The organism is Caballeronia udeis, from assembly GCF_044909315.1.
Classification (GTDB): Bacteria; Pseudomonadota; Gammaproteobacteria; order Burkholderiales; family Burkholderiaceae; genus Caballeronia; species Caballeronia udeis_A.
In genome coordinates this window covers 80752-101042 of the sequence record NZ_JBIYEB010000014.1, presented here as the reverse complement: position 1 = coordinate 101042, position 20291 = coordinate 80752, and the positions used below count along the sequence as shown (strand labels likewise).

Genomic DNA, 20291 nt, shown 5'->3' with positions numbered 1-20291 from the left:
GTATTCGTAGGTAACGACTATCTCACCACGCTGAGTCCGTTCACCCTCGCTTCAAGGAGCGCGAAGCCATGCAGACCAAAACCGTCCGGGTTCCCGGACCCGACCACCCCATCACGATCGAACCTAATCCGGCGCGCATCACTGTCTCTATCGGCGGGCGTGTCATTGCGGACACGCGCGAGGCGCTGACGTTGCGTGAAGCGTCGTACCCGGCGGTCCAGTACATTCCGCGCAAGGACGTCTACATGTCGCTGCTGCAGCGCACGGACCACACGACCTATTGCCCGTACAAGGGCGACTGCGCCTACTACAGCATTCCGCTGGGCGGCGAGCGCTCCGTGAACGCGATATGGACCTATGAAGATGCCTATCCCGCGGTCGCTGAGATCAAGGACCATCTGGCCTTCTATACGGATCGCGTGGACAAGTTCGACGTGCAGCCCGCAGGCTGACACGGGTAGGTGACCTCGCCACTGCGGACGGTTGCAGTGGCGACGACACGCGCACTGAAAACTGCTGGCCGGCCGGGCCGTTTCTGCATTCATGGCGGTTCGTGCACGCTTTTGCCATTCGACGTATTTTATCGATGACGCCGCGTCCGCGAGCGAAGCGCATGCCTCGCTGTCGAGGCATTCTTATCAACGCTGGAACGGAATCCCATGACCACGCAACGTCGCTTGCGCCTGGGCGCTTTCATGCGCCCGGCCACCATTCACACCGGAGCCTGGCGTTATCCCGGCGCCTTCCCGGACGCAAACTTCAATTTCGCGCATCTCAAGCGTTTTGCGCAGACGCTGGAGCGCGGCCGGTTCGACGCGTTCTTCATGGCCGACCATCTTGCCGTGCTCAACATGCCTACCCAGGCACTGAAGCGAAGTCACACGGCTACGTCGTTCGAACCCCTGACATTATTGTCGGCGCTTGCCGCGGTGACCGAGCACCTTGGCCTGATCGCGACAGCATCCACGACGTTCGACGAGCCTTACCACGTCGCCCGGCGCTTTGCCTCGCTCGACCACCTGAGCGGCGGACGCGCGGGCTGGAACCTGGTCACCACGGCCAATCCGGACGCTGCGCTCAATTTCGGCCTGGACGAACACGTGGAGCACGGCGAGCGCTACCGGCGCGGGCGGGAGTTCTTTGACGTCGTGACCGGCCTCTGGGATAGCTGGGCCGACGACGCGTTCGTTCGCGACGTTGAAAGCGGGACCTTCTTCGATCCCGCCAGGATGCATGTGCTGAACCACAAGGGCGAGAACCTCTCGGTGCGTGGGCCGCTCAATATCGCGCGGCCCGTGCAGGGCTGGCCGGTCATCGTGCAGGCGGGGTCGTCGGAAGCAGGCCGGCAGATCGCGGCCGAAACGGCGGAAGCTGTCTTCACCGCGCAGACCACGCTGGCGCAGGGCCAGCAGTTTTACGCCGATGTCAAAGGCCGCATGGCGGTACTCGGACGCAACCCCGAGCATCTCAAGATCCTGCCGGCGGCGTTCGTCGTGGTCGGTGACTCGCTGGACGAAGCACTGGAAAAGCGCGCGCGTCTCGACAGCCTTGTGCATTACGACAGCGGTATTGCCTCGCTCTCGATCATGCTTGGCCACGATGTATCGGGCTTCGATCCTGACGGTCCGCTGCCCAAAATACCCGAAACCAACGCGAGCAAAAGCAGCCGCGAGCGCGTGATTGAATGGGCGAGCCGCGACAAGCTCACGATCCGCCAGCTTGCGCAACGGGTCGGCGGTTATTCGGGGCTGGAAATGATCGGCACTCCCGCGATGATCGCCGACCAGATGCAGCAATGGCTTGTGGAGGAGGGTTCTGACGGCTTCAATGTGATGTTCCCTTACCTGCCGGGCGGCCTTGACGATTTCGTCGACAAGGTCGTTCCCGAATTGCAGGCAAGAGGCATCTTCAGACGTGAATACGAAGGGGTTACCTTGCGGGAGAATCTCGGTTTGCCGAGACCGGGCAACCGTTTCTTCAAGGATTGACGCATGCATGACGCCGTCTGATGGAGGCGTCATTGAAAACAGGAAATATCTCGTACCCAATTATTTCGCATAGCTGAATAAACTGACATCGGATTGCGAAAAGTAACGTGCGCAAGCAGGGGGTGGTGACCACTGCGTCGAACCCGCCCGCGCCTGAGCCATTCCTGTTCTGCATTAAGATTGATGTTTCGGGGGTGCTGAGAGTTACCCCATCACAGGACAAAAGAAGGTCATGGGACATTCACAGGCAGAGAAGGCGGCAACGCATCAACGGATCGTCGATGTGGCGGCACGGCGCTTTCGGGAACTTGGGTTGGACGGCATTGGCGTTGCCGATGTCATGAAGGAAGCCGGCATGACGGTTGGCGGGTTCTACAAGCATTTTGAATCGCGCGACGAACTCGTAACCGAGGCGCTCGAGGTTGCATTCAAGAGCCTCGACGTATGGGAAGCACGTGCAGAAAACCTGGCGCAGGCGGTGCGCGATTACCTGAGCGAAGCGCATCGGGACGCCCCGGGTCAAGGTTGTGCGTTGGGCGCTTTGCTAGGTGATGTCGGGCGCAGCAACGACGCCACGCGCGGGGTATTCACTGAGCGGGTCAAGCACAATCTCGCGTTCTCGGAGGGTTTGCTCGATATCGCGGATCCGGCTGAACGCCGCGCCCGCGCGATCCTGCAAATGAGCGCCTGTCTGGGCGCGATCGGCCTGGCGCGAGCGGTGTCGGACCCGGCTTTGTCGAAGGAGATTCTGGACAGCGTTGCCGGGCAACTGGCGCCCTTGTTGCCGGGGCCGGTGAGCTGAGAGCGCGCCCGGGTTGAATGGAAACAATTCTTGAAGCCGTGTGGCCGATCCATTACATTCGACCCGTTGTCTGCCTGCCGACTCCAGCCTGTCAGCCACGAGTCCGGATGGCCGGCAACCGGATCCTGAATCGTACTCTATGCGTGCTCTTTGGAGATTGACGATGAAAGTACTTAACCTGATTTGCGTATCGGCCATCCTGCTTGGCGCGTCCGGCATGGCGGCGGCCCAGGGCAACGGCAACGGTGGGTCGGGCGGCGGCAACGCGCATGGCGCCGCAACCGCCGGTCCGACCATGGGGGGTGACAATAGCTCCACGCCGGGAAGTTCGAGGGGCAAACCCCACTTCAAGCACAAACATAAGAAGCCGGCAGCTCCCGCTCAATAACACTGAGCGTTTGAATTCAGCCGCCGTCTCCTGCTTCCTGTTCTTTGTTTCCTTTTTTGATGAGCCGGCGGCGAACGCAAAAGGCTGTTGCTGTCCGGGAAACCGGCCGTGACGGCTTTTTGTCCCTTTCCTCTGTGCCGATGATGGCGAATTTCCCGCGCGCCGGGCCGCCTGGCATCCGACAGAATCCAACCCGCAAGACTTTTCAGCAACTGCTTCGGAGTTGTCCGCCCCGGTCCGCGGCGTCGGTCGGCGAGAGTTTGTCCGTTTCTGATCTTGTTGACATTCAAGGGCCATGCCCACGCGCTATTTCAGCGAGTTAGTATTGGGCGTGCAGTTGGGAGCGGTTTTATCGGGCTTGGCAATAGCCCGAACTGAATTTTCGTGCGAAGTTTGAACTCCACGGCGCGGCGTTGCTCGAAAGGGAGCAAACAGTGCGCGGTGCCGTCATCTGGCATCATGACACGCTGGATTGGCGAAGCGCGCGTCACTGCCGGGTGCTGCTTTGTGCGACCGAGCGGCAAGAAACGGTAGCATTCGGTCAGCGCAAGCTGTTTCACAGGAACTCAATAGCGAGTTTGCCGGGCACGCACTGTGTAATGCATCAAGATTCTGGCGGATCTCCGTCGGGACAGTCCGAAATACTAACGTCAGGTCGAATGAGAATGGCTACAGAACACCAGCAGCAAAGTCAGAGCGATGTGTTGAACGCCGCCCGCAAGGAGCGCAAACGTGTCGCAATTTTCCTCGTCAACGGGGTCCGGCTGGTTGGTCACATCGAATCGTTCGACCAGTATCTGGTCATGCTGAGTTCCGCCGCCGGTATCCAGGCGGTCTACAAGCATTCGATTTCGACCATCCAGGAAGACACCGGCAAAGCGTTCACCGCCGGAACGGCGCGTACCGGCGCGGGTGCCCCGCGTGACGCAGACTCAAAGCGTCCCGTTGCAATTTCCCATAAACGGCGCTTGCCGACGAATATGGGCAACGAGTGAACGTGAAGTGCCCCGTTCGTGCGTCAGGCGGAACTGGTGTGTGAGCTGAGCCACGGTGACAGAGTGGAAAGCCGGCAGTGGGTCGCCGGATCAGCTGAACGCTGAAAGGCTGGGGAAGGGAAAACAACAGGAGCGCGGAGCAGGCGGTTGCGCTACCCCAAATCTTCCCCTCACGACACTTGGAAAAACGCATAAAAAAGGCGAGGCCCACTGGGCCTCGCCTTTTTTATGTACATGCACTTGTCACCAGTTCGTCACAATACGCTGCCTTGTCTGGCTGTTCTCATCGCCCTGAGGACGTTTTCTTGCGCATTACCAGCACTGCGCGGCGCCCGGCATGCACGATATCCTCACGCGGTTTTTCATCGCGAACTGGGCGGGTTGCAAGATCCAGCGCGTTGACGACCGATTCCAGCCGCGTTTCAGTCGCGACGGTAGCGTTGTCCGCCCTCACCCCGGCATCCGAGGCCAGCGCATGCCGCACGTCGACAGTACGGCACCGGACTTCAAAACCGCTCGCCCGGATCAGCGTCTCGCGTGTCTTCCAGAAGACCTCGGCCGCGCGGGTCATGGGTCGCATGGCAACGTACTCAATGCACACCGGATAACCGCGTACCTGGGGGTAAGCGGCAAGTAGCTGGCCGGAACGGACGTATTGCGTGTAACGATCGATCTTTCTTGTCAGCAACGCAAAATGCGTCGCTGCGTCGTCCCAGTCGAGGTCGTCGAAAATGCCGACGTACACGCGCTTGAACAGAATGTTTACGCCGACGTAATCGATAGTGTCTACGTCGAGAAGAGACATGGTATTTCCCCAGCGCCCGATGCCGGGCAAAGATTGCAGGTGCGTATTGTAATGGACTGCGTCATCCTAAATAAGTACGCGGGGCGTGAATGCAACAGTGTACGACCTTCAGGCTTCGCGGCATTCAACATGCTTTGAAATTGATTATTTTGGTGCATAGCTTAAACCAACTTCTTGAAATAGGAGGATACCTAAAAATAGGCCGGGTAGATTGACAGTGCTCATCCCGAAAAACAAACTGGGTTCACGTTATTTGAACGGTTTGTGCGATTAGATCGGACGGCGCACGAGCAGAACCCTCTTTGTCCGGCAGGAGTAGCAAAATGAAATCGAAGTCAAACTCAACCAAGTCAAGAAAAGCCCTCTGGTCCTTCAAGTCCGCGCTGGTTGCGGCTGCGTCATCCATGGTAATGACAGGCGCGTTCGCGGCGTCAATCGACGGCACCACGTCGGTGGGTATTGGCGGCAAACTGCAGTCGGTGGATATGAACACGCACCAGGTGACGGTCATCAATGCGCGGGGCGCCGCTGAGGTGTTCAAGGTTGGCGACAACGTACCGAACCTCGACAAGATCAAACCCGGTACCAATGTGTTTGGAACGACCGAGCGCGCGGTCAGGCTGACCGTGCTCGATTCTGCGACCCTGGCGGCAACGCCCTCGCCGGACGGCAATCAGACCGTGGCTAGCGTAGCAAGCGTTGACGGCCGCACGGTGACGCTGAGGGACACACAAGGCGCTGAGCTGACGGTGCAGACGAATTCGCCGAAGGCTGCGGCCACGGTTGTTCCGGGTACGCGTGTGCTGGTTGATGTCGTCAACCCGAATGAGCTGAGTACCGGCAAGGTGCTCAAGTAAAGCAGTCGGATTCCTCCGATTGCCGGTGTTTCGCCGAAACGCCATCATGCGTACCTCGTTGGTGATCCGGATCCCCGCTGGATAACGAACGGCGAACCGGCCGGGTAAAACCGGCTGGTTTCGAGCTTCTCCGGAAGTGCGGTAACGCGGCAATCCAGGTACCTCCGCGACCCGGCGTTATCGCTAAAAAAATCCATCCGGCGCAAGCCGGATGGATTTTTTTATTTCCGCGTGCTCAGCTTGAGCTATAGCTGGGCGTCGCGCGAGATGCGCGTGTGCGTGAACGAACGCGAAGCGTTGCCTACGTAACTGCTCGACCACCTGATCGCAAGCGGTGTGAAACCGTCACGCGGCACGGGTTGAAGCCCCGGGGCTTCTGTTTTTCCGGAGGCTGGCACCAATAATGCAGCATTGTCTTCGGGAGGGATCGTGACGGGAATGAACGCGTTGGGTAAACACTTGAAGGTGCTCAATGAGCGTACGCACCGTGAGCGCAAAGGTGGTGGCGAACCTTGCCTGGGATAAGGTCAAGGCCACGCACCCGGTATTCGCGGGCGACACGCTGTAGGCGGAGTCCAAGGTGTCGGCCAGGCACGAGCCGGCCAGCAGGCCGACACAGGGCATTGTCGGGGTGGAGACCAGGAGGATTAATCAGGATAACAAAGTAGTGATGACGTTCGAGCGCCGTCCCGATTCTGATCTGCACGCGCGGCCATTCCCCGGAAGAAGCGGGCCGACTACTTTGCAAAGATGGTTGCCCGTCTCGCCAGCCCGGCGACCACGCCGCGCACGGACACGCACCGGGTGGTCACGGGATACGGCGTGGCGAACCTGAAGGGTTTGTCGCCGACACAACGAGTCGCCGCATTTATCCGTCTCGTCTCCCCGACGTTCGCGACACGCTGACGGCGCAGGCGGGTGACCTTCATTTACTTTAAGCCGGGGGCATTCATCCTGGGCCGGACCATTACGGATGATCTGGCCAGGACCTGAGCGCGACCAACTTTGCGGAGATCGCGGCAGCGGCGGGCATCTTCAGCATTCGAGTGGAACAGTCAAAGGATTCGCCCGATGCGTTGAGGCGTGCGTGTGCGCGGCCGGCGCTGGCGTTGATCGATGTGGTGACCGATAAGCCTGAGATTGCGTTGCCGTCGAAGATCCAGTGGACGCGGGCAAAGGGTTTCGGTCTATACATGCCGCACGCGGTGTCGAACAGCTGCGCGGATGAAGCCGTCGAGCTGGCGAACACGCGGTTCAGGTGAGCACGCCGGGCGCGTTCGGCGGGTACGCGATACAGTATCCGCCGAACGCCTGGGCGCCAACACACCGTGCTCAGGGCATGCGATCCCGAGACGAGAGCCCTTGATGAACAATGACGCAACCGTGACCGTGATGCAGGCGCTGATGTCGCGCCGTTCCATTCGCGCGTTCCTGCCCGACGCGGTGGACGAAACCACCCTGCACCAGATCTTTGATCACGCCAGGCGTGCGCCGTCGGGCAGCAACACACAGCCGTGGAAGGCTTACGTGCTGACTGGTGAAGCGCGCGACGCGCTTTCACGCAAGATCCTTGCCGTGTACAACGATCCCGAGGCGGACAAGCTGCACGAAGAGGAATTCGCCTATTACCCGCGCAACTGGACCTCGCCGTTCATCGACAGAAGGCGCGAACTCGGCTGGTCGCTGTACTCGCTGCTGGGCATAACACGCGACGATAAAACCCGTATGAAGGTCCAGCTTGGCCGCAATTTCGAATTCTTCGGTGCGCCGGTCGGCGTGATTTTCGTCACCGATCGCACCATGGAGCAGGGTTCCTGGCTCGACTACGGCATGTTCCTGCAGAGCGTCATGCTGATGGCGCGCGCGTTCGGGCTGGATACCTGCCCGCAGGCCGCGTTCAATCGCTACCACCGGATCATCGCGGAACACCTGGCGCTGCCTGACAACGAGATCGTGGTGTGCGGCATGAGCATCGGTTACGCGGATCTGTCACAACCCGAGAATGCGCTTGTCAGCAAGCGCGAAGAGGTCGACGGTTTTGTGAGGTTTTTGAAGTGACGGCATCACCAACATGGGGAAATCCCGGTTTTCTGATTTAGTTCTAACGGATGTGCTACACGTTTTTATAAAGAGTTGGTTAAGATACCCACGCGTGTCCGATGGCTCGCGAACAGGGTTGTAAAGGCGGGATTGTCTGGCACGTAACGAAGCATGCAGGTCCAGCACGACAAACGCGGCGGACGCCATGGCGCTGCCGCACCAAAAAAAACCGCTTCTCGTGGAGAATCTCGTTATGTACCGAATCCGCATGGCTGCAATGGCTCTTGTCGTATCAGTATCGATCGCTGGGCTGACTGCCCCTGTCGCAATGGCGCAAACCGCTGCGAGCGACACCGGTGCTTCCACACCGAAACAGGTGCAGAAAGCGCAACGCAAGGCCGCCCGCAAGGCTGCCCGCGCGAAGAAGAACGCCGAACTGAAAACCCTGGAAAAGAACGGCTATCAGCCCGGCGGTGACCAGACCAACTACCCGCAAAATATCCAGAATGCGGAGAAGAAGGCGGCGGCAGCCAAGGCAGCGTCAGCACCCTGAACGCAGCAGTTGGCCGTAGTGTGGCTGCACGAAAATAACCCGCTTCAAGCGGGTTATTTTTTCAAGTGACGCCATTCGCTTGGGCGTCCTCGCCGGGTTGCCGCCCAAACCCGCATTCCTGTGCGGTTGCAGGCCTGGACTCGTCACGCTTGCCGCTGTCTGCACGAAGTGCGACGCTTGACGAATCCTTTATGGCATGTAGGTTGCGAGCCGTATAACGACGGCTGGGCACCGGCAGTTTTTTTGGTGAACCGGTAGAATCGGATGCCGTTTCGGGCCGGGTTTCTCTTCAGACGTTCCAACGTTTTGACCGATCGCGACGGATCGCGACGTTAGCAGTCGCCAGCCTCAATCTCGGTTGCAACTTACCGGCTTCACCTTCCACCAGGCGGTTTATGCGACGTTCCGCGTTTTTTATCCGCGTCATCGGTATCGGGATTCTGTTTCACGTGTACATAGGCGTGCGCCTGATTCCGGTTGCACCCGTTGGCGCACCGCTGCGATGGCTCGCGGTGCTCGCACTCGTGGTTTCGTGCCTGCTGATTCCGCTCGGCATGGCCGCCCGCAACATTAGCCAGCAGCCGCTGTCGGATCGTCTGGCATGGATCGGCCTGCTCACCATGGGCTTCTTCTCGTCGCTGCTGGCGCTGACGTTTCTCCGCGATATCGTGTTGCTTGTCCTGCACCTGATCAGCAGCGTGCACAAGGAGTCGGGCGGCTGGCCTGCTTTTATCGCCTGGAGCGCGCTTGGCGTGCCGCTGCTCGCCGTGCTGGTCACGCTGTTCGGCATCTACAGCGCGCGGCGGCGCGCCGGGGTGAAAAATGTAGATGTGCCCATTGAGAACCTGCCTGCCGCGTTGAATGGATTCACCATCGTGCAGATCAGCGATATCCACGTGGGACCGACCATCAAGCGTCATTACGTGGAGAAGATCGTGGCGGCGGTCAATGCGTTGTCGCCGGACCTGATCGCCGTGACTGGCGACGTAGTCGATGGTTCGGTGCCGCATCTTGCCGCGCATACGCGGCCGCTTTCGGACCTGAAGGCGAGGCATGGCGCGTTTCTGGTCACCGGCAATCATGAGTATTACTCGGGCGCGGACAAGTGGATCGCGGAATTCCGCGGGCTTGGGCTGAAGGTGCTGCTTAACGAACACGTGGTTGTGAATCACGACGGGGCGCGCGCGGTCGTAGCCGGCGTGACGGACTACGGAGCGGGGAGTTTCGATCCGGCGCACAAAAGCGATCCGGTCAAGGCCATGTCCGGCGCACCAGCCGACATTGCGTTTCGTCTCCTGCTCGCCCATCAGCCGCGCAGTGCGCCGGCGGCATCGAAAGCGGGTTTTACGCTGCAATTGTCCGGTCACACGCATGGCGGTCAGTTTTTGCCGTGGAATTTCTTCGTCCGGTTACAGCAACCGTTCGTTGCCGGACTCGAAAAGCTCAACGGCTTGTGGGTGTATACAAGCCGCGGCACCGGTTACTGGGGACCGCCGATACGGATCGGCGCCCCGTCTGAAATTACGCGTTTGCGTCTGGTGAACGTGAGCGGTGCGCGTTCTGTCTGAGTATTAGATGAAGACCAGGCTTTGGCCGGTGTCCTGAAAGGGATACCGGCGTCGCGTCGAATTCCTGTTGAATCGGACCAGTCATTATTAAAAATAAAATATCTCCGATATTATACACGTCTGATTCAATTATTTGATAACCAGTAATTAATGCGATTTCATGGACAGGGCTCCGGTGTGCGCTGTATAAATAGCGTTCGAAAATTAATGCGCTGACGCTTCCGAATCGAATCAATAATTCGATTCGGTACGCGATTTCGTTTTCCTTCGCCCGGAGAAACTGCATGAACGTAAAATGGACTGTGGCTTTATCGCTTGCCTTGTTGACGGTGACTGCGCATGTCAGTGCGCAAACCGATCAGCAACTTTCCAGTGCCGCAATTCAATCGGTGCTGAATGCCCCGCCCAAACAGATCCATGCGCAGATTGTCGGGATCGACCCGGCTACTCGGAGTCTGACGCTTAAAGGCGCGAAAGGCCGGGTCATGCCGGTCGTGATCGGTAAGGAAGTCACGAACTTCGACGCCTTGAAGATTGGCGATCGCGTGGATGTTCAGGTCAGGGACTCGATGCTGGTGAGGGCAGTGAAAGCGTCAACGAAGGGCGATGAATTGCGAAAACGTGTTGATACCGACGTTTATGCACCCGGATCGGGTTCTCAGGGTTTTGGCGCCGCACACGAAACCGAGATTGTCGCGACAGTGCAGAGTATCAATAACAAGAACAAGACAATTACCCTGCGCGGCCCGTGGCGTACAGAAACCTTCGATTTAAGCTCTGAAATTGCCGCGTATAAATTGAAACCGGGCGACACCGTTCACGCTGTATTGATTTCAGCCACGGCGGTGGAAGTCACCCCCGCGGCTAAATAATGCGCGAAGGTGTTTGAAAATCGGCAAACCGTCACTTAAATGCGGATCAGGACCGCGCCGGCCGTGACGAGTGCACACGCCAGCACTCGCCGCGTGGTCAGCTTTTCGCGCATGAACAGCCAGCCGATCAGAACCGCGAAGATCGAACTGAGCTCGCGCAACGCCGAGACCATTGCAATGGGCAGGTAGCGAAACGCGATGATCACGATGGTGTACGCGACCATCGCGATCACGCCGCCGCCCAGGGCTTGCAGCGAGCGCCGAGGGTCGTCGAGGAACAGGCGGCGCGGGCCGCCGTATCGGTAGAAAGCCATTGCGGCAAGGGGCACATTGAAGAGGATGTACGCCCACGCTATATAGCCGAAGCCGCTGCCCGCCACGCGTACGCCAATGCCATCCACGATTGTGTAAGCGGAGATGAACGCACCCGTCACGAGCGCAGCCGGCACGCTGGCGGTGGCGAAGCGGCGCCGGCGGAAGGCCAGCGAAATGATGCCCACCGACACTAGCATCACGCCTGCCAGCGCGAGCGGCCGGAGGTGCTCGCCCGCGAAGACGAATGCGCCCGCAAACACGAGCAGGGGCGAGAGACCGCGGGCGATCGGGTAGATCTGTCCGAAGTCACCGGCTTTGTAGGCTTTCGCGAGTGCGATGCAATAGCCGAGTTGCAAAGCCGCCGATGCAGCGATATACGGCCAGCTCTCCCGCGCCGGCGCGGGCACGAACAGCAACACGACCGCCGAACACACGAGGTAGGGAAAAGACATCATGCCGAACTGCCAGACACGGTCGCCGCTGGTATGCAGGAAGGCGTTCCAGGTGGCGTGCAGCAGCGCGGAGAACAGGACGAGCAGGACGATGAAAGGCTGCATCAGGACCGCGGGAAGGGCGACAGCATGGGTAACCGCGTGGGTAAGCGCATGCATGGCAAGATAAGGCGTTTAGCGGCAAAAAGTGGCAAACGGCGAAACGCCATTATGACAGAGAACAGGGGCTGCCGCTGGCCCAGGCGAGCCGCCCTTCATGACTTACCGCCCGACCAGATCCGAAGCGCGCCGCGTTCACCTCCACGGTGCATTGCTTGCCTGCCCTTACCGCAGCGAAAACCCATGCGCATAGGTCTTGCGGCAAACCGGTTGGATCAGAGCCGCCTGGGCTCGCATCATCCAGGCGATGCATGACGGTGGCAGGCTCAATGTGGAGTTGGGCAGTGCCTGGTAGAGCTTGAAAATTCAGGCGAGGGCTACAGAGGGCGTTTGCGCACCTCGTGCAACGTGACCTCGCCAAGAGCGTTATTCGATTTAAATTTAGTCCGGCAGAGTTTTCCCAGGAATCGCAGAGCATGTCTAGCGTGTTTCAACCGCCAGCTCTGCTCCGTGGCTGTTGCCGCGAATGTAGTGCTCCAACTGGTGGATCGTGAACTGTTGCTCGGCAATCAGGTTCCTGACGAGATCACCGATCGACACCATGCCGATCAGCAGGCCACCATCGATCACCGGAAGATGACGTATCCGGTTCTCGGTCATGAGCGTCATGCATTCGTCCGTCGTTTGATTCAGGCGAACGTATCGGACGGCGCGCGACATGACATCGCCCACGGGCGTCTCTTTTGACACGCGGTCGTGCAACACGATTTTCCGGGCGTAGTCGCGCTCGGTCACAATGCCGGTAATGTGCTCTCCGGACGTGACCACGAGCGCACCGATCTGTTTATGCGCCATCAGCTTGATCGCGTCGAAGACACTCGCTGACGCCTCGATCGTGTGAAATGATTGATCCGTTTTCGAACTCAGCAATTGCGCGACGGTTGCCATCGTGTGCCTCACTTAAAAATAGGGTTGAGCAACTGCTCATGTTGCACGGGTAAGCGCGCTCTTCAGCCTGCTTCGTCAGCCGAAGTCGAACAGGTCGCCGAGAAGCGACTTCTTCTTTTTGTGCGGGTAACGCCGGTCGCGATACTCGTCGTCGCCGTAACCGTGGCGTCGATCATGATCGTTGTAATGGCGCCCTTCATCATGGCGTCGCGCAACGGGCGTACTGGCCGCCTGCGCTTGCTGAACCGGTTCATCAGCGGCGCGCTCGATCAGTTTGTCGAGTTCACCGCGATCCAGCCACACGCCGCGACATGTCGGGCAGTAGTCGACCTCGATTCCCTGGCGGTCCGTCATCAACAGATCCGGCGTCTTGCACACTGGACATTTCATTGCGTTGACTCCTTCGTCAAACACCTAAGCGAAGCCTCAATGTAGCGGATGTAGGCTTAATGTAAAATTCGTATTTTAGGCGTCGATACATCGGAAAAACCGATCTATCCCGATGTACCCAGGCATTGCCGCGGAGGCATGGATGAACTTCAAGCATTTGTATTATTTCTGGGCCGCCGCACATGCGGGCGGCATTGCGCGCGCCGGTACGCAGTTGCATATCACGCCACAAACGCTGAGCGGCCAGATCAAATTGCTTGAGGACGCGCTCAATAAAAAGCTCTTCAAAAAGAGCGGCCGCAACCTCGAACTGACGGATGCGGGCCGGCTTGCACTCGACTACGCCGATGAAATCTTCTCGCTTGGCGCCGAGCTGGAAAGTGCGGTCAGGCAGGAGAAGGAGGCTGCGCGGACGCAACTGCGTGTGGGCGTAGCGGATTCGGTTCCAAAGACGGTGGCTTACAGGTTGCTCGAGCCGGCATTGAACCTCTCGGATTCACTGCGGCTGATCTGTCACGAGGGCAAACTGCATGCGTTGCTTTCGCAATTGGCGGTGCATCGCCTGGACCTGATCATTGCCGACGCACCCATCCCGCCCGACGTGAACGTGAAGGCGTTCAACCACTCGCTCGGCCGCTCGACGCTCAGTTGCTTCGCGTCCAAAGCCCTGGCTGCGCGCGCTGCCAAGGCCTTTCCTGCGTCGCTGAGCGACATGCCGGTGCTGTTGCCCGGTACGGAATCAGCAGTCCGAAGGAAACTCGATCACTGGCTGAAATCGCGCACGATCTCGCCGCGCGTGGTGGGAGAGTTCGACGACAGTGCGCTGACGCTAGCCTTCGGCCGCGAGGGAAGAGGCGTGTTGTTCGCACCAACGGTCCTGGCAGCGCAACTCAAACGTGAGCACGGTTTGATTGCGGTCGGGCGCATCGACACGATCGTTGAGGAGTTCTTCGCCATCTCCATTGAACGGCGGATCAGCCATCCCGCCATATCGTCGATCATGAGCACGGCACGCAGCGAACTGTTCAATGCGTAGAAGGGAAGAAGATTCTTTACATTACATTTAACTTTCTACTATAACTGTCATGCGTGTTGCGGACCGCCATGTCGCGCATCATGTCTCGGCCCGCCAGGCATGCCTGCGGGCCTTTTTTTGCCCTGCGGGACATTCGGAAATATGCTTGCATATTTCTTTCGGTATTAACCCGATCTGGTAAAAACCCTGTCAATTCTTTCATTGTACTTACTTGATATATTACATATTGTGTATTCCATCGCCATCAAAACCAAGGACGGGCGATGACGGAGACGTCCATTCGGCGTCCCGAATACAAGGCAGCAAATGCCAAGGAGACAGTGATGGATACAAATCGCCAGGAAGATGCCGCGCGGCTAGCGTCGCCATGGATGCAGCTTGCGTTTGGCGTGATCTGCATGGCCATGATCGCGAATATGCAGTACGGCTGGACCTTGTTTGTGAATCCGATCGATGAAAAGCACCATTGGGGCCGCGCGGCCATTCAGGTAGCGTTCACGATCTTCGTAGTGACGGAAACCTGGTTGGTTCCCATCGAAGGTTATCTCGTCGACAAGTACGGCCCGCGTCCGGTCGTCGTGGGCGGTGGCCTGCTCTGCGCGATTGCGTGGGCGCTCAACTCGGTGGCTTCGTCGTTGCCGTTGCTGTATTTCGCCGCGGCCGTGGGCGGTGTCGGCGCAGGCGCCGTATATGGCACGTGCGTTGGCAATGCGCTGAAGTGGTTCCCCACTCGCCGTGGCCTGGCAGCCGGTATCACGGCCGCCGGCTTCGGCGCGGGATCGGCCGCAACGGTCGTGCCGATCGCGCACATGATCAAGAGCAGCGGCTACGAAGCCACCTTCCTGTGGTTCGGCCTTGGCCAGGGGCTGGTCGTGTTCCTGCTCGGGATGGCGCTGTATGCGCCGCCCGCAAGTCTGCTTGCATCGGTCAAGAGCGCCTTGAAGAGCGCTGTTTATAACGCGACGCCCAGGCAGGTCGTGAGCTCGCCGATCTTCTGGGTGATGTATCTCATGTTCGTGATGATGGCGGCCGGCGGCCTGATGGCGACCGCACAGCTTGGTCCCATTGCGAAGGACTTCGGCCTGCATGACTCGCCGGTCTCATTGCTTGGCCTGACATTGCCCGCGCTCACGTTCGCACTGACGATCGACCGGGTCCTCAACGGCTTGACCCGGCCTTTCTTCGGCTGGATCTCGGATCGCATCGGCCGCGAGAACACCATGTTCATCGCGTTTGCGATTGAGGCGATCGGCATTTTGCTGCTGTCGAAATATGGGCAGAGCCCGGTGGCGTTCGTGGTGCTGACGGGTATTGTTTTCTTCGCCTGGGGCGAGATCTACAGTCTTTTTCCCGCGACGTGCGGCGATACATTCGGGCCAAAGTTCGCGGCCACCAATGCGGGTTTGCTCTACACAGCGAAAGGTACGGCGGCCTTGCTCGTGCCGTTCAGCAGCGTGATTACGGCTGCGACCGGCAGTTGGCATGCGGTGTTCATGCTGGCCTCGGGGATGGCCGCGGCATCGGCGCTGCTGGCGCTCTTTGTGCTCAAGCCAATGCGGCAAGCTCACAAGCAGAAGCATGCTTCCGCGCTAGCCGACATGCCGTTCGGTTCGGCCTTGAAGGAGTGATCAAACGTTCGGACGAAGCCGATGTGTGCGTGGGCTTCGCTCGTTTCCAATGAAGGAGCGGCCGGTTTTCATCCGGCCGCTTTGCTATTTCCTGCCCACCAGATAGCAGACGCCTTCGGAGCCGTAACGCTCGCTGTGGGTTTCGTTCTCTTTCAGATGGAACACATCGCCGACCTGATAGAGCGTGTCCTTGCCGGCAATGCACAGCGTCAATTCGCCCTCGAGAATCAGCGCCTTCGCTTCGAACGAATGCGCGTGATCATCAAGAGACGCGCCGGCTTCCCGCTCCACGAGTACGGTAGTCTGGAAACCCTCGCGCGCCAGCATTTCGATGAAATCGTCGCGTTCCATGATCGTTCCCTTTCTAGCTGAGCTTTACCCACCCCTTAATATAAGTTGAAACGCCCCGGTGCAGGGGGAAGGGGGCCGATGCACCGCATCACCCCCGATCAAATTCAACTCCACTCAGCTCTCCAGCCGCGGGCCTTTCGCCAGTTCCACCGCTTCGAGATCACGCGTCGACCCTTTCGCCGGCCTCCCGGCCCAGTACCCGGCGAGCAACGATCCGGACAAGTTGTGCCACACTGAGAACAGTGCGCCCGGGAGTGCTGCGATCGGGGTGAAATACAGTTTGCCCAGCGTCGCCGCCAGTCCCGAATTTTGCATGCCGACCTCGATTGCGAGCGTGCGGCACACGGCTTCATCGAAGCCAAGCAGACGGCCGCCCCAATATCCACCGAGCAGGCCGATACCGTTATGCAGGATCACCCCCAGCATCACCAGCAAGCCGACTGACGCAATGCTTTTCTGCGTCCCCGCCACCACGGCCGAGATGATCAGCAGGATCGCGATCATCGAAACGATCGGCAATGCGGGCTCGATCGCGCGCACGATCTTGTTGAACAACTGGTTGATGACCAGCCCGGCAACAATAGGCAGCGCGACGATCTGGAGAATGCTCATGAGCATGCCGTGGACATCGACGGCAATCGACGCATCCACGTAAAGGCGCGTCAGCAGCGGCGTGGCGAATACGCCGACCAGCGTGGACAGGGCACTGATGGTGACGGACAGCGCCACGTCGCCGCGCGCGAGATAGATCATCACGTTCGACGCCGTGCCGCTGGCGACGCTGCCGACCAGCACCATGCCCGCAGTCAGGTCAGGCGGCATGCGCAGCAGTTTTGCGATTACCCAGGCTGCGAGCGGCATCACCAGGTAATGCAGCCCGATCCCTGCTATGACCGGCGCCGGCCGGGTGAAAACGCGCCGGAAGTCGGCGAATGAAAGCGTCACGCCCATCGCGAACATGATGATGGTGAGTAGCAGGGTGACGTGTGGCGCGATGCCTGTAAACGAGGCCGGCGAGAAGTAGGCGACGACCGAAATGAGAACGGCCCAAAGGGGAAACAAGCGAGTGACACGCGAAAGCATGGAGAGACGATCCTGGCTGATTTCTGATTGATAAGGGCGTTGCCCAAGGCGCCGGGGCATGGATATGGACGTGCACGCGGGGCGGGTGGGCGATCAACGATATGGCGAAGCGAACAGAAGGGTGTTCCAGGCCTGGCTGACCGTGCCATCGATAGATGCGGCCAGTGATGCAACCCGTCACGGGTCCTTGTGGGACCGGCCGGCGGCGAATGCGTCGACGCGAATTGTAACGTTTTGTAGGAGGAGACCCGCGGGTGTGGATTCTTCGCTTACCTCAGCCGCGCGACCGTTCCCGCGTCCGGCTCACCGCCGAAATAGGTATTCAACGCCAGTTCGAACGGCGCCTTGTCCGCGGCGGCGTGGGCGAAGAGGGTCATCGAAGAATGGAATTTCAGGTCGTCGGGGTAGCCGAAGATCTGTTCAACCGAGCGGCCGTCGAGTGCGTTCACGATCTGGGTGAGGATCAGGAGGCGCTCGCCAAGTACAGCGTGATCCAGGTAGGCCCGCGCCTCGTCCACCGATGAAATCGCGTACCGGCGCGCCATTTCGCTATGGCCCAGCCCCTGGATTTGCGGAAACACGAACCACATCCAGTGCGTGCGCTTCTTGCCGGCCTCGAGTTCGGCTGTCACCGTCTGGAACACCGGCTCCTGCGCATCGATAAAACGCTGCAAGTCGAAAGGATCGGAATCGGTCATGCGAACCTCCGGGTCTTCCTGAATCTTGCCGGAACGCGCCGCAAACCACGTTCCCGCGCATTTCGCGATCAAGCTGACCGAGGTCTAATCCCGGCCATTTGCGAACGATATTCCGCTTTCTGATATCTTCACGGCCATGCAAAACATCATCGAAATTTCGAACTTGTCGAAGAGCTATGCGTCCGGCTTCAAGGCGCTGAAAAACGTCACGCTGAGTATCCGCCATGGCGAAATCTTCGCACTGCTCGGGCCGAACGGCGCCGGTAAAACGACTTTGATCAGCATTGTGTGCGGCATCGTGAATCCCACGGAAGGCACGGTGCGGGTCAACGGTCACGGCATTATCTCCGACTACCGCGCGGCCCGCGCGATGATCGGCCTCGTGCCGCAGGAGCTGACCACCGACGCCTTCGAATCGGTCTGGGCGACCGTTTCATTCAGCCGCGGCCTGTTCGGCAAGCCGCCGAATCCGGCGCACATTGAAAAAGTGCTGAAATCGTTGTCGCTCTGGGAAAAGAAGGATAACAAGCTGCGCACGCTGTCCGGGGGGATGAAACGCCGCGTGCTGATTGCCAAGGCGCTCGCGCATGAGCCGGAGATCCTGTTCCTCGATGAGCCGACCGCGGGCGTCGACGTTGAACTGCGCCGCGACATGTGGAATCTCGTGCGCGGCCTGAAAGCGAGCGGCGTGACGATCATCCTGACGACGCATTACATTGATGAAGCTGAGGAAATGGCCGACCGGATTGGCGTGATCAACGGCGGCGAGATCATCCTGGTCGAGGAAAAAGCCGAACTGATGCGTAAGCTCGGCCAGAAGAAACTCACGCTGCAACTGGAAGACGAGATCGGCGAGATTCCTGCCGGCCTCGGGGCTTACCGGCTCGACCTGTCAGCAGACGGCAGTGAACTGACCTACACCTACGACGCGCAGGACGAACCGGGCCGCATCATTACGCTGCTAAAAGATCTGGCCGATAACGGCGTCAGGTTCAAGGACCTGCAAACGACGCAAAGCTCGCTGGAAGATATTTTCGTGAGCCTGGTCGGAGAGAAAAAATGAATATCCACGCAGTCCGCGCAATCTATGTATTCGAAATGGCGCGCACGTGGCGCACGATCATGGGCAGCATCATCTCGCCGGTGATTTCCACGTCGCTGTATTTCGTCGTGTTCGGCGCCGCAATCGGCTCGCGTATTCCCGAAGTGAACGGCGTGAGTTACGGTGCGTTCATCGTGCCGGGGCTCGTGATGTTGTCGCTGCTTACGCAGAGCGTGTCCAACGCGTCGTTCGGCATCTACTTTCCCCGGTTCAGCGGGACCATCTACGAACTGCTGTCGGCGCCGGTGTCGTATCTGGAGATCGTGTTGAGTTATGTTGGCGCGGCCGCCACCAAGTCGATCATCCTCGGTCTCATCATTCTTGCGACAGCGCGCCTGTTCGTGCCGCTGCACGTCGATCACCCGTTCTGGATGATCGTGTTCCTGCTGCTCACCGCGGTGACGTTCAGCCTGCTGGGATTCATCATTGGCGTCTGGGCGGACGGGTTCGAGAAGTTGCAGGTAATCCCGTTGCTGATCATCACGCCGCTGACGTTCCTCGGCGGGAGTTTTTATTCCATCGACATCCTGCCGCCGTTCTGGAAGGCCGTCGCACTGTTCAATCCGGTGGTGTACCTGATCAGCGGCTTTCGCTGGAGCTTCTACAGTACCGCCGATGTCAGCGTCGAGATCAGCCTCATCATGACGCTGGTGTTCCTCGCGGTGTTTATCGGCGTGGTCGCGTGGATCTTCAAGACGGGCTACAGGCTGAAATCATAGGGAGCGTGCTTTATGCGTGACGTGATGCGTGACGTGTTGATCGAGCGGTTCGGGCTGCAGCCGCATCCTGAAGGCGGCTATTTTCGCGAGACGTTTCGCGGCGCGGACAAGGTAGTGCGCGAGCTCACGCGCGATGCTTCGCCTGGCGACATACGTTCGGCATCGACGGCGATCTACTACATGCTCTGCGACGGCGCACATTCGGCGTGGCACCGGATCCGCTCGGACGAGGTGTGGCATTTTTATGCAGGTGAGCCGCTCGATGTTCATGTCATCGATCCCACCGGGCAGTTGGTCACTCATCGCCTGGGTAATGCGCTGACGCATGACGACGCTGTATTTCAGGCGGTCGTACCGGCAGGGCAGTGGTTTGCGGCAGAGCTATGGGATCCGGCAACGTTCGCGCTGGTGGGCTGCACGGTGGCGCCCGGTTTCGAGTTCAGCGAGTTCGAGCTTGCCGATGTGGCCGCTTTGAAAGAGACGTACCCGCAGCACGAGGCTGTGATCGGGAGGTTGGGGCCGGCGGCGGCAGGAGCGAAGCGCTGAGAGCGTGGCACGCAACCCGCACGATGGGAACAACATAAAAACAGAACGAAAAAAAG

At 59.3% G+C, this 20291-nt stretch carries 24 protein-coding genes and 1 pseudogene; 18 read left to right on the top strand and 7 right to left on the bottom strand.

Annotated features, from left to right (window positions below; translation table 11 throughout):
- The first annotated feature begins 68 nt into the window (after positions 1 to 68).
- From ABH944_RS22445 to hfq, 5 genes are all read left to right on the top strand, one after another.
- Positions 69 to 452: a DUF427 domain-containing protein gene (locus ABH944_RS22445; RefSeq protein WP_404608917.1), complete on the top strand. Its 384-nt coding sequence runs from the start codon at positions 69 to 71 to the stop codon at positions 450 to 452.
- Positions 453 to 659: 207 nt separating this feature from the next.
- On the top strand, positions 660 to 1988 hold the full coding sequence (locus tag ABH944_RS22440) for an LLM class flavin-dependent oxidoreductase (protein ID WP_404608916.1): 1329 nt from the start codon (positions 660 to 662) through the stop codon (positions 1986 to 1988).
- A gap of 232 nt (positions 1989 to 2220) precedes the next feature.
- Entirely contained in the window at positions 2221 to 2790 is a 570-nt protein-coding gene (locus tag ABH944_RS22435) for a TetR/AcrR family transcriptional regulator (protein WP_404608914.1), read from the top strand.
- A gap of 163 nt (positions 2791 to 2953) precedes the next feature.
- Positions 2954 to 3178, top strand: a complete 225-nt coding sequence (locus tag ABH944_RS22430; protein WP_404608912.1) for a hypothetical protein — start codon at positions 2954 to 2956, stop codon at positions 3176 to 3178.
- Positions 3179 to 3843: 665 nt separating this feature from the next.
- A complete protein-coding gene (hfq, locus tag ABH944_RS22425) occupies positions 3844 to 4173 on the top strand; it encodes an RNA chaperone Hfq (RefSeq protein WP_062090630.1) in 330 nt (109 codons plus the stop codon).
- Positions 4174 to 4456: 283 nt separating this feature from the next.
- On the opposite strand, the gene ABH944_RS22420 is transcribed toward hfq, so the two are convergent.
- A complete protein-coding gene (locus ABH944_RS22420) occupies positions 4457 to 4978 on the bottom strand; it encodes a DUF6572 domain-containing protein (RefSeq protein ID WP_404608910.1) in 522 nt (173 codons plus the stop codon).
- A gap of 323 nt (positions 4979 to 5301) precedes the next feature.
- Between ABH944_RS22420 and ABH944_RS22415 the strand changes: the two genes are divergently transcribed.
- The 8 genes and pseudogenes from ABH944_RS22415 (at position 5302) to ABH944_RS22380 (ending at position 10868) form a co-directional block, all read left to right on the top strand.
- Positions 5302 to 5835, top strand: coding sequence for a hypothetical protein (locus ABH944_RS22415; protein WP_404608909.1), 534 nt, complete (start codon positions 5302 to 5304; stop codon positions 5833 to 5835).
- A 472-nt stretch (positions 5836 to 6307) separates the two neighbouring features.
- Positions 6308 to 6560 (top strand): annotated as a pseudogene (locus ABH944_RS22410) (hotdog family protein); the annotation flags it as partial.
- Positions 6561 to 6585: 25 nt separating this feature from the next.
- Complete coding sequence (locus ABH944_RS22405; protein ID WP_404609091.1) at positions 6586 to 6741, top strand: acetyl-CoA hydrolase/transferase C-terminal domain-containing protein; 156 nt, start codon at positions 6586 to 6588, stop codon at positions 6739 to 6741.
- Between the two features lie 83 nt (positions 6742 to 6824).
- On the top strand, positions 6825 to 7097 hold the full coding sequence (locus tag ABH944_RS22400) for a hypothetical protein (RefSeq protein WP_404609090.1): 273 nt from the start codon (positions 6825 to 6827) through the stop codon (positions 7095 to 7097).
- A gap of 103 nt (positions 7098 to 7200) precedes the next feature.
- A complete protein-coding gene (locus ABH944_RS22395; RefSeq protein WP_404608907.1) occupies positions 7201 to 7893 on the top strand; it encodes a nitroreductase in 693 nt (230 codons plus the stop codon).
- 187 nt (positions 7894 to 8080) lie between these two features.
- Positions 8081 to 8428 (top strand): hypothetical protein, encoded by a 348-nt coding sequence (locus ABH944_RS22390; RefSeq protein ID WP_404608905.1) that lies wholly within the window; start codon positions 8081 to 8083, stop codon positions 8426 to 8428.
- A 395-nt stretch (positions 8429 to 8823) separates the two neighbouring features.
- Complete coding sequence (locus tag ABH944_RS22385; RefSeq protein WP_404608903.1) at positions 8824 to 9996, top strand: metallophosphoesterase; 1173 nt, start codon at positions 8824 to 8826, stop codon at positions 9994 to 9996.
- A gap of 284 nt (positions 9997 to 10280) precedes the next feature.
- Positions 10281 to 10868 carry a hypothetical protein gene (locus tag ABH944_RS22380; RefSeq protein ID WP_404608902.1) on the top strand — a complete coding sequence of 196 codons (588 nt, stop codon included), beginning with the start codon at positions 10281 to 10283 and terminating at the stop codon, positions 10866 to 10868.
- A gap of 35 nt (positions 10869 to 10903) precedes the next feature.
- On the opposite strand, the gene ABH944_RS22375 is transcribed toward ABH944_RS22380, so the two are convergent.
- The 3 genes from ABH944_RS22375 to ABH944_RS22365 form a co-directional block, all read right to left on the bottom strand.
- Positions 10904 to 11740 (bottom strand): EamA family transporter, encoded by an 837-nt coding sequence (locus tag ABH944_RS22375; RefSeq protein ID WP_404608900.1) that lies wholly within the window; start codon positions 11738 to 11740, stop codon positions 10904 to 10906.
- A 474-nt stretch (positions 11741 to 12214) separates the two neighbouring features.
- On the bottom strand, positions 12215 to 12682 hold the full coding sequence (locus ABH944_RS22370) for a CBS domain-containing protein (protein ID WP_404608898.1): 468 nt from the start codon (positions 12680 to 12682) through the stop codon (positions 12215 to 12217).
- Between the two features lie 75 nt (positions 12683 to 12757).
- Complete coding sequence (locus ABH944_RS22365) at positions 12758 to 13072, bottom strand: TFIIB-type zinc ribbon-containing protein (RefSeq protein ID WP_404608897.1); 315 nt, start codon at positions 13070 to 13072, stop codon at positions 12758 to 12760.
- 142 nt (positions 13073 to 13214) lie between these two features.
- On the opposite strand from ABH944_RS22365, the gene nhaR reads away from it, so the two are divergent.
- Together nhaR and oxlT are read left to right on the top strand one after the other, a co-directional pair.
- Positions 13215 to 14108: a transcriptional activator NhaR gene (gene nhaR, locus ABH944_RS22360; protein WP_404608895.1), complete on the top strand. Its 894-nt coding sequence runs from the start codon at positions 13215 to 13217 to the stop codon at positions 14106 to 14108.
- 323 nt (positions 14109 to 14431) lie between these two features.
- A complete protein-coding gene (gene oxlT / locus ABH944_RS22355; RefSeq protein ID WP_404608893.1) occupies positions 14432 to 15736 on the top strand; it encodes an oxalate/formate MFS antiporter in 1305 nt (434 codons plus the stop codon).
- Positions 15737 to 15820: 84 nt separating this feature from the next.
- Here the strand turns inward: oxlT and ABH944_RS22350 are convergent, their stop codons facing one another.
- The 3 genes from ABH944_RS22350 to ABH944_RS22340 all read right to left on the bottom strand — a co-directional run bounded on the left by ABH944_RS22350 (position 15821) and on the right by ABH944_RS22340 (position 17868).
- Positions 15821 to 16087 carry a cupin domain-containing protein gene (locus ABH944_RS22350; RefSeq protein WP_404608891.1) on the bottom strand — a complete coding sequence of 89 codons (267 nt, stop codon included), beginning with the start codon at positions 16085 to 16087 and terminating at the stop codon, positions 15821 to 15823.
- Positions 16088 to 16201: 114 nt separating this feature from the next.
- Positions 16202 to 17170, bottom strand: coding sequence for a ketopantoate/pantoate/pantothenate transporter PanS (panS, locus tag ABH944_RS22345; protein ID WP_404608889.1), 969 nt, complete (start codon positions 17168 to 17170; stop codon positions 16202 to 16204).
- A gap of 269 nt (positions 17171 to 17439) precedes the next feature.
- Positions 17440 to 17868 (bottom strand): DUF1810 domain-containing protein, encoded by a 429-nt coding sequence (locus ABH944_RS22340; protein WP_404608887.1) that lies wholly within the window; start codon positions 17866 to 17868, stop codon positions 17440 to 17442.
- Between the two features lie 136 nt (positions 17869 to 18004).
- Here ABH944_RS22340 and ABH944_RS22335 point away from each other — a divergent pair, with 136 nt between their 5' ends.
- Genes ABH944_RS22335 through ABH944_RS22325 form a run of 3 tightly spaced genes read left to right on the top strand, consistent with a single transcriptional unit; the run spans position 18005 to position 20235 of the window.
- Positions 18005 to 18931 carry an ABC transporter ATP-binding protein gene (locus tag ABH944_RS22335; RefSeq protein WP_062088818.1) on the top strand — a complete coding sequence of 309 codons (927 nt, stop codon included), beginning with the start codon at positions 18005 to 18007 and terminating at the stop codon, positions 18929 to 18931.
- Entirely contained in the window at positions 18928 to 19689 is a 762-nt protein-coding gene (locus ABH944_RS22330) for an ABC transporter permease (protein ID WP_062088817.1), read from the top strand. The genes ABH944_RS22335 and ABH944_RS22330 overlap by 4 nt, the downstream gene beginning before the upstream one ends.
- A 12-nt stretch (positions 19690 to 19701) precedes the next feature.
- Positions 19702 to 20235, top strand: a complete 534-nt coding sequence (locus tag ABH944_RS22325) for a cupin domain-containing protein (RefSeq protein ID WP_404608886.1) — start codon at positions 19702 to 19704, stop codon at positions 20233 to 20235.
- Positions 20236 to 20291: the final 56 nt, after the last annotated feature.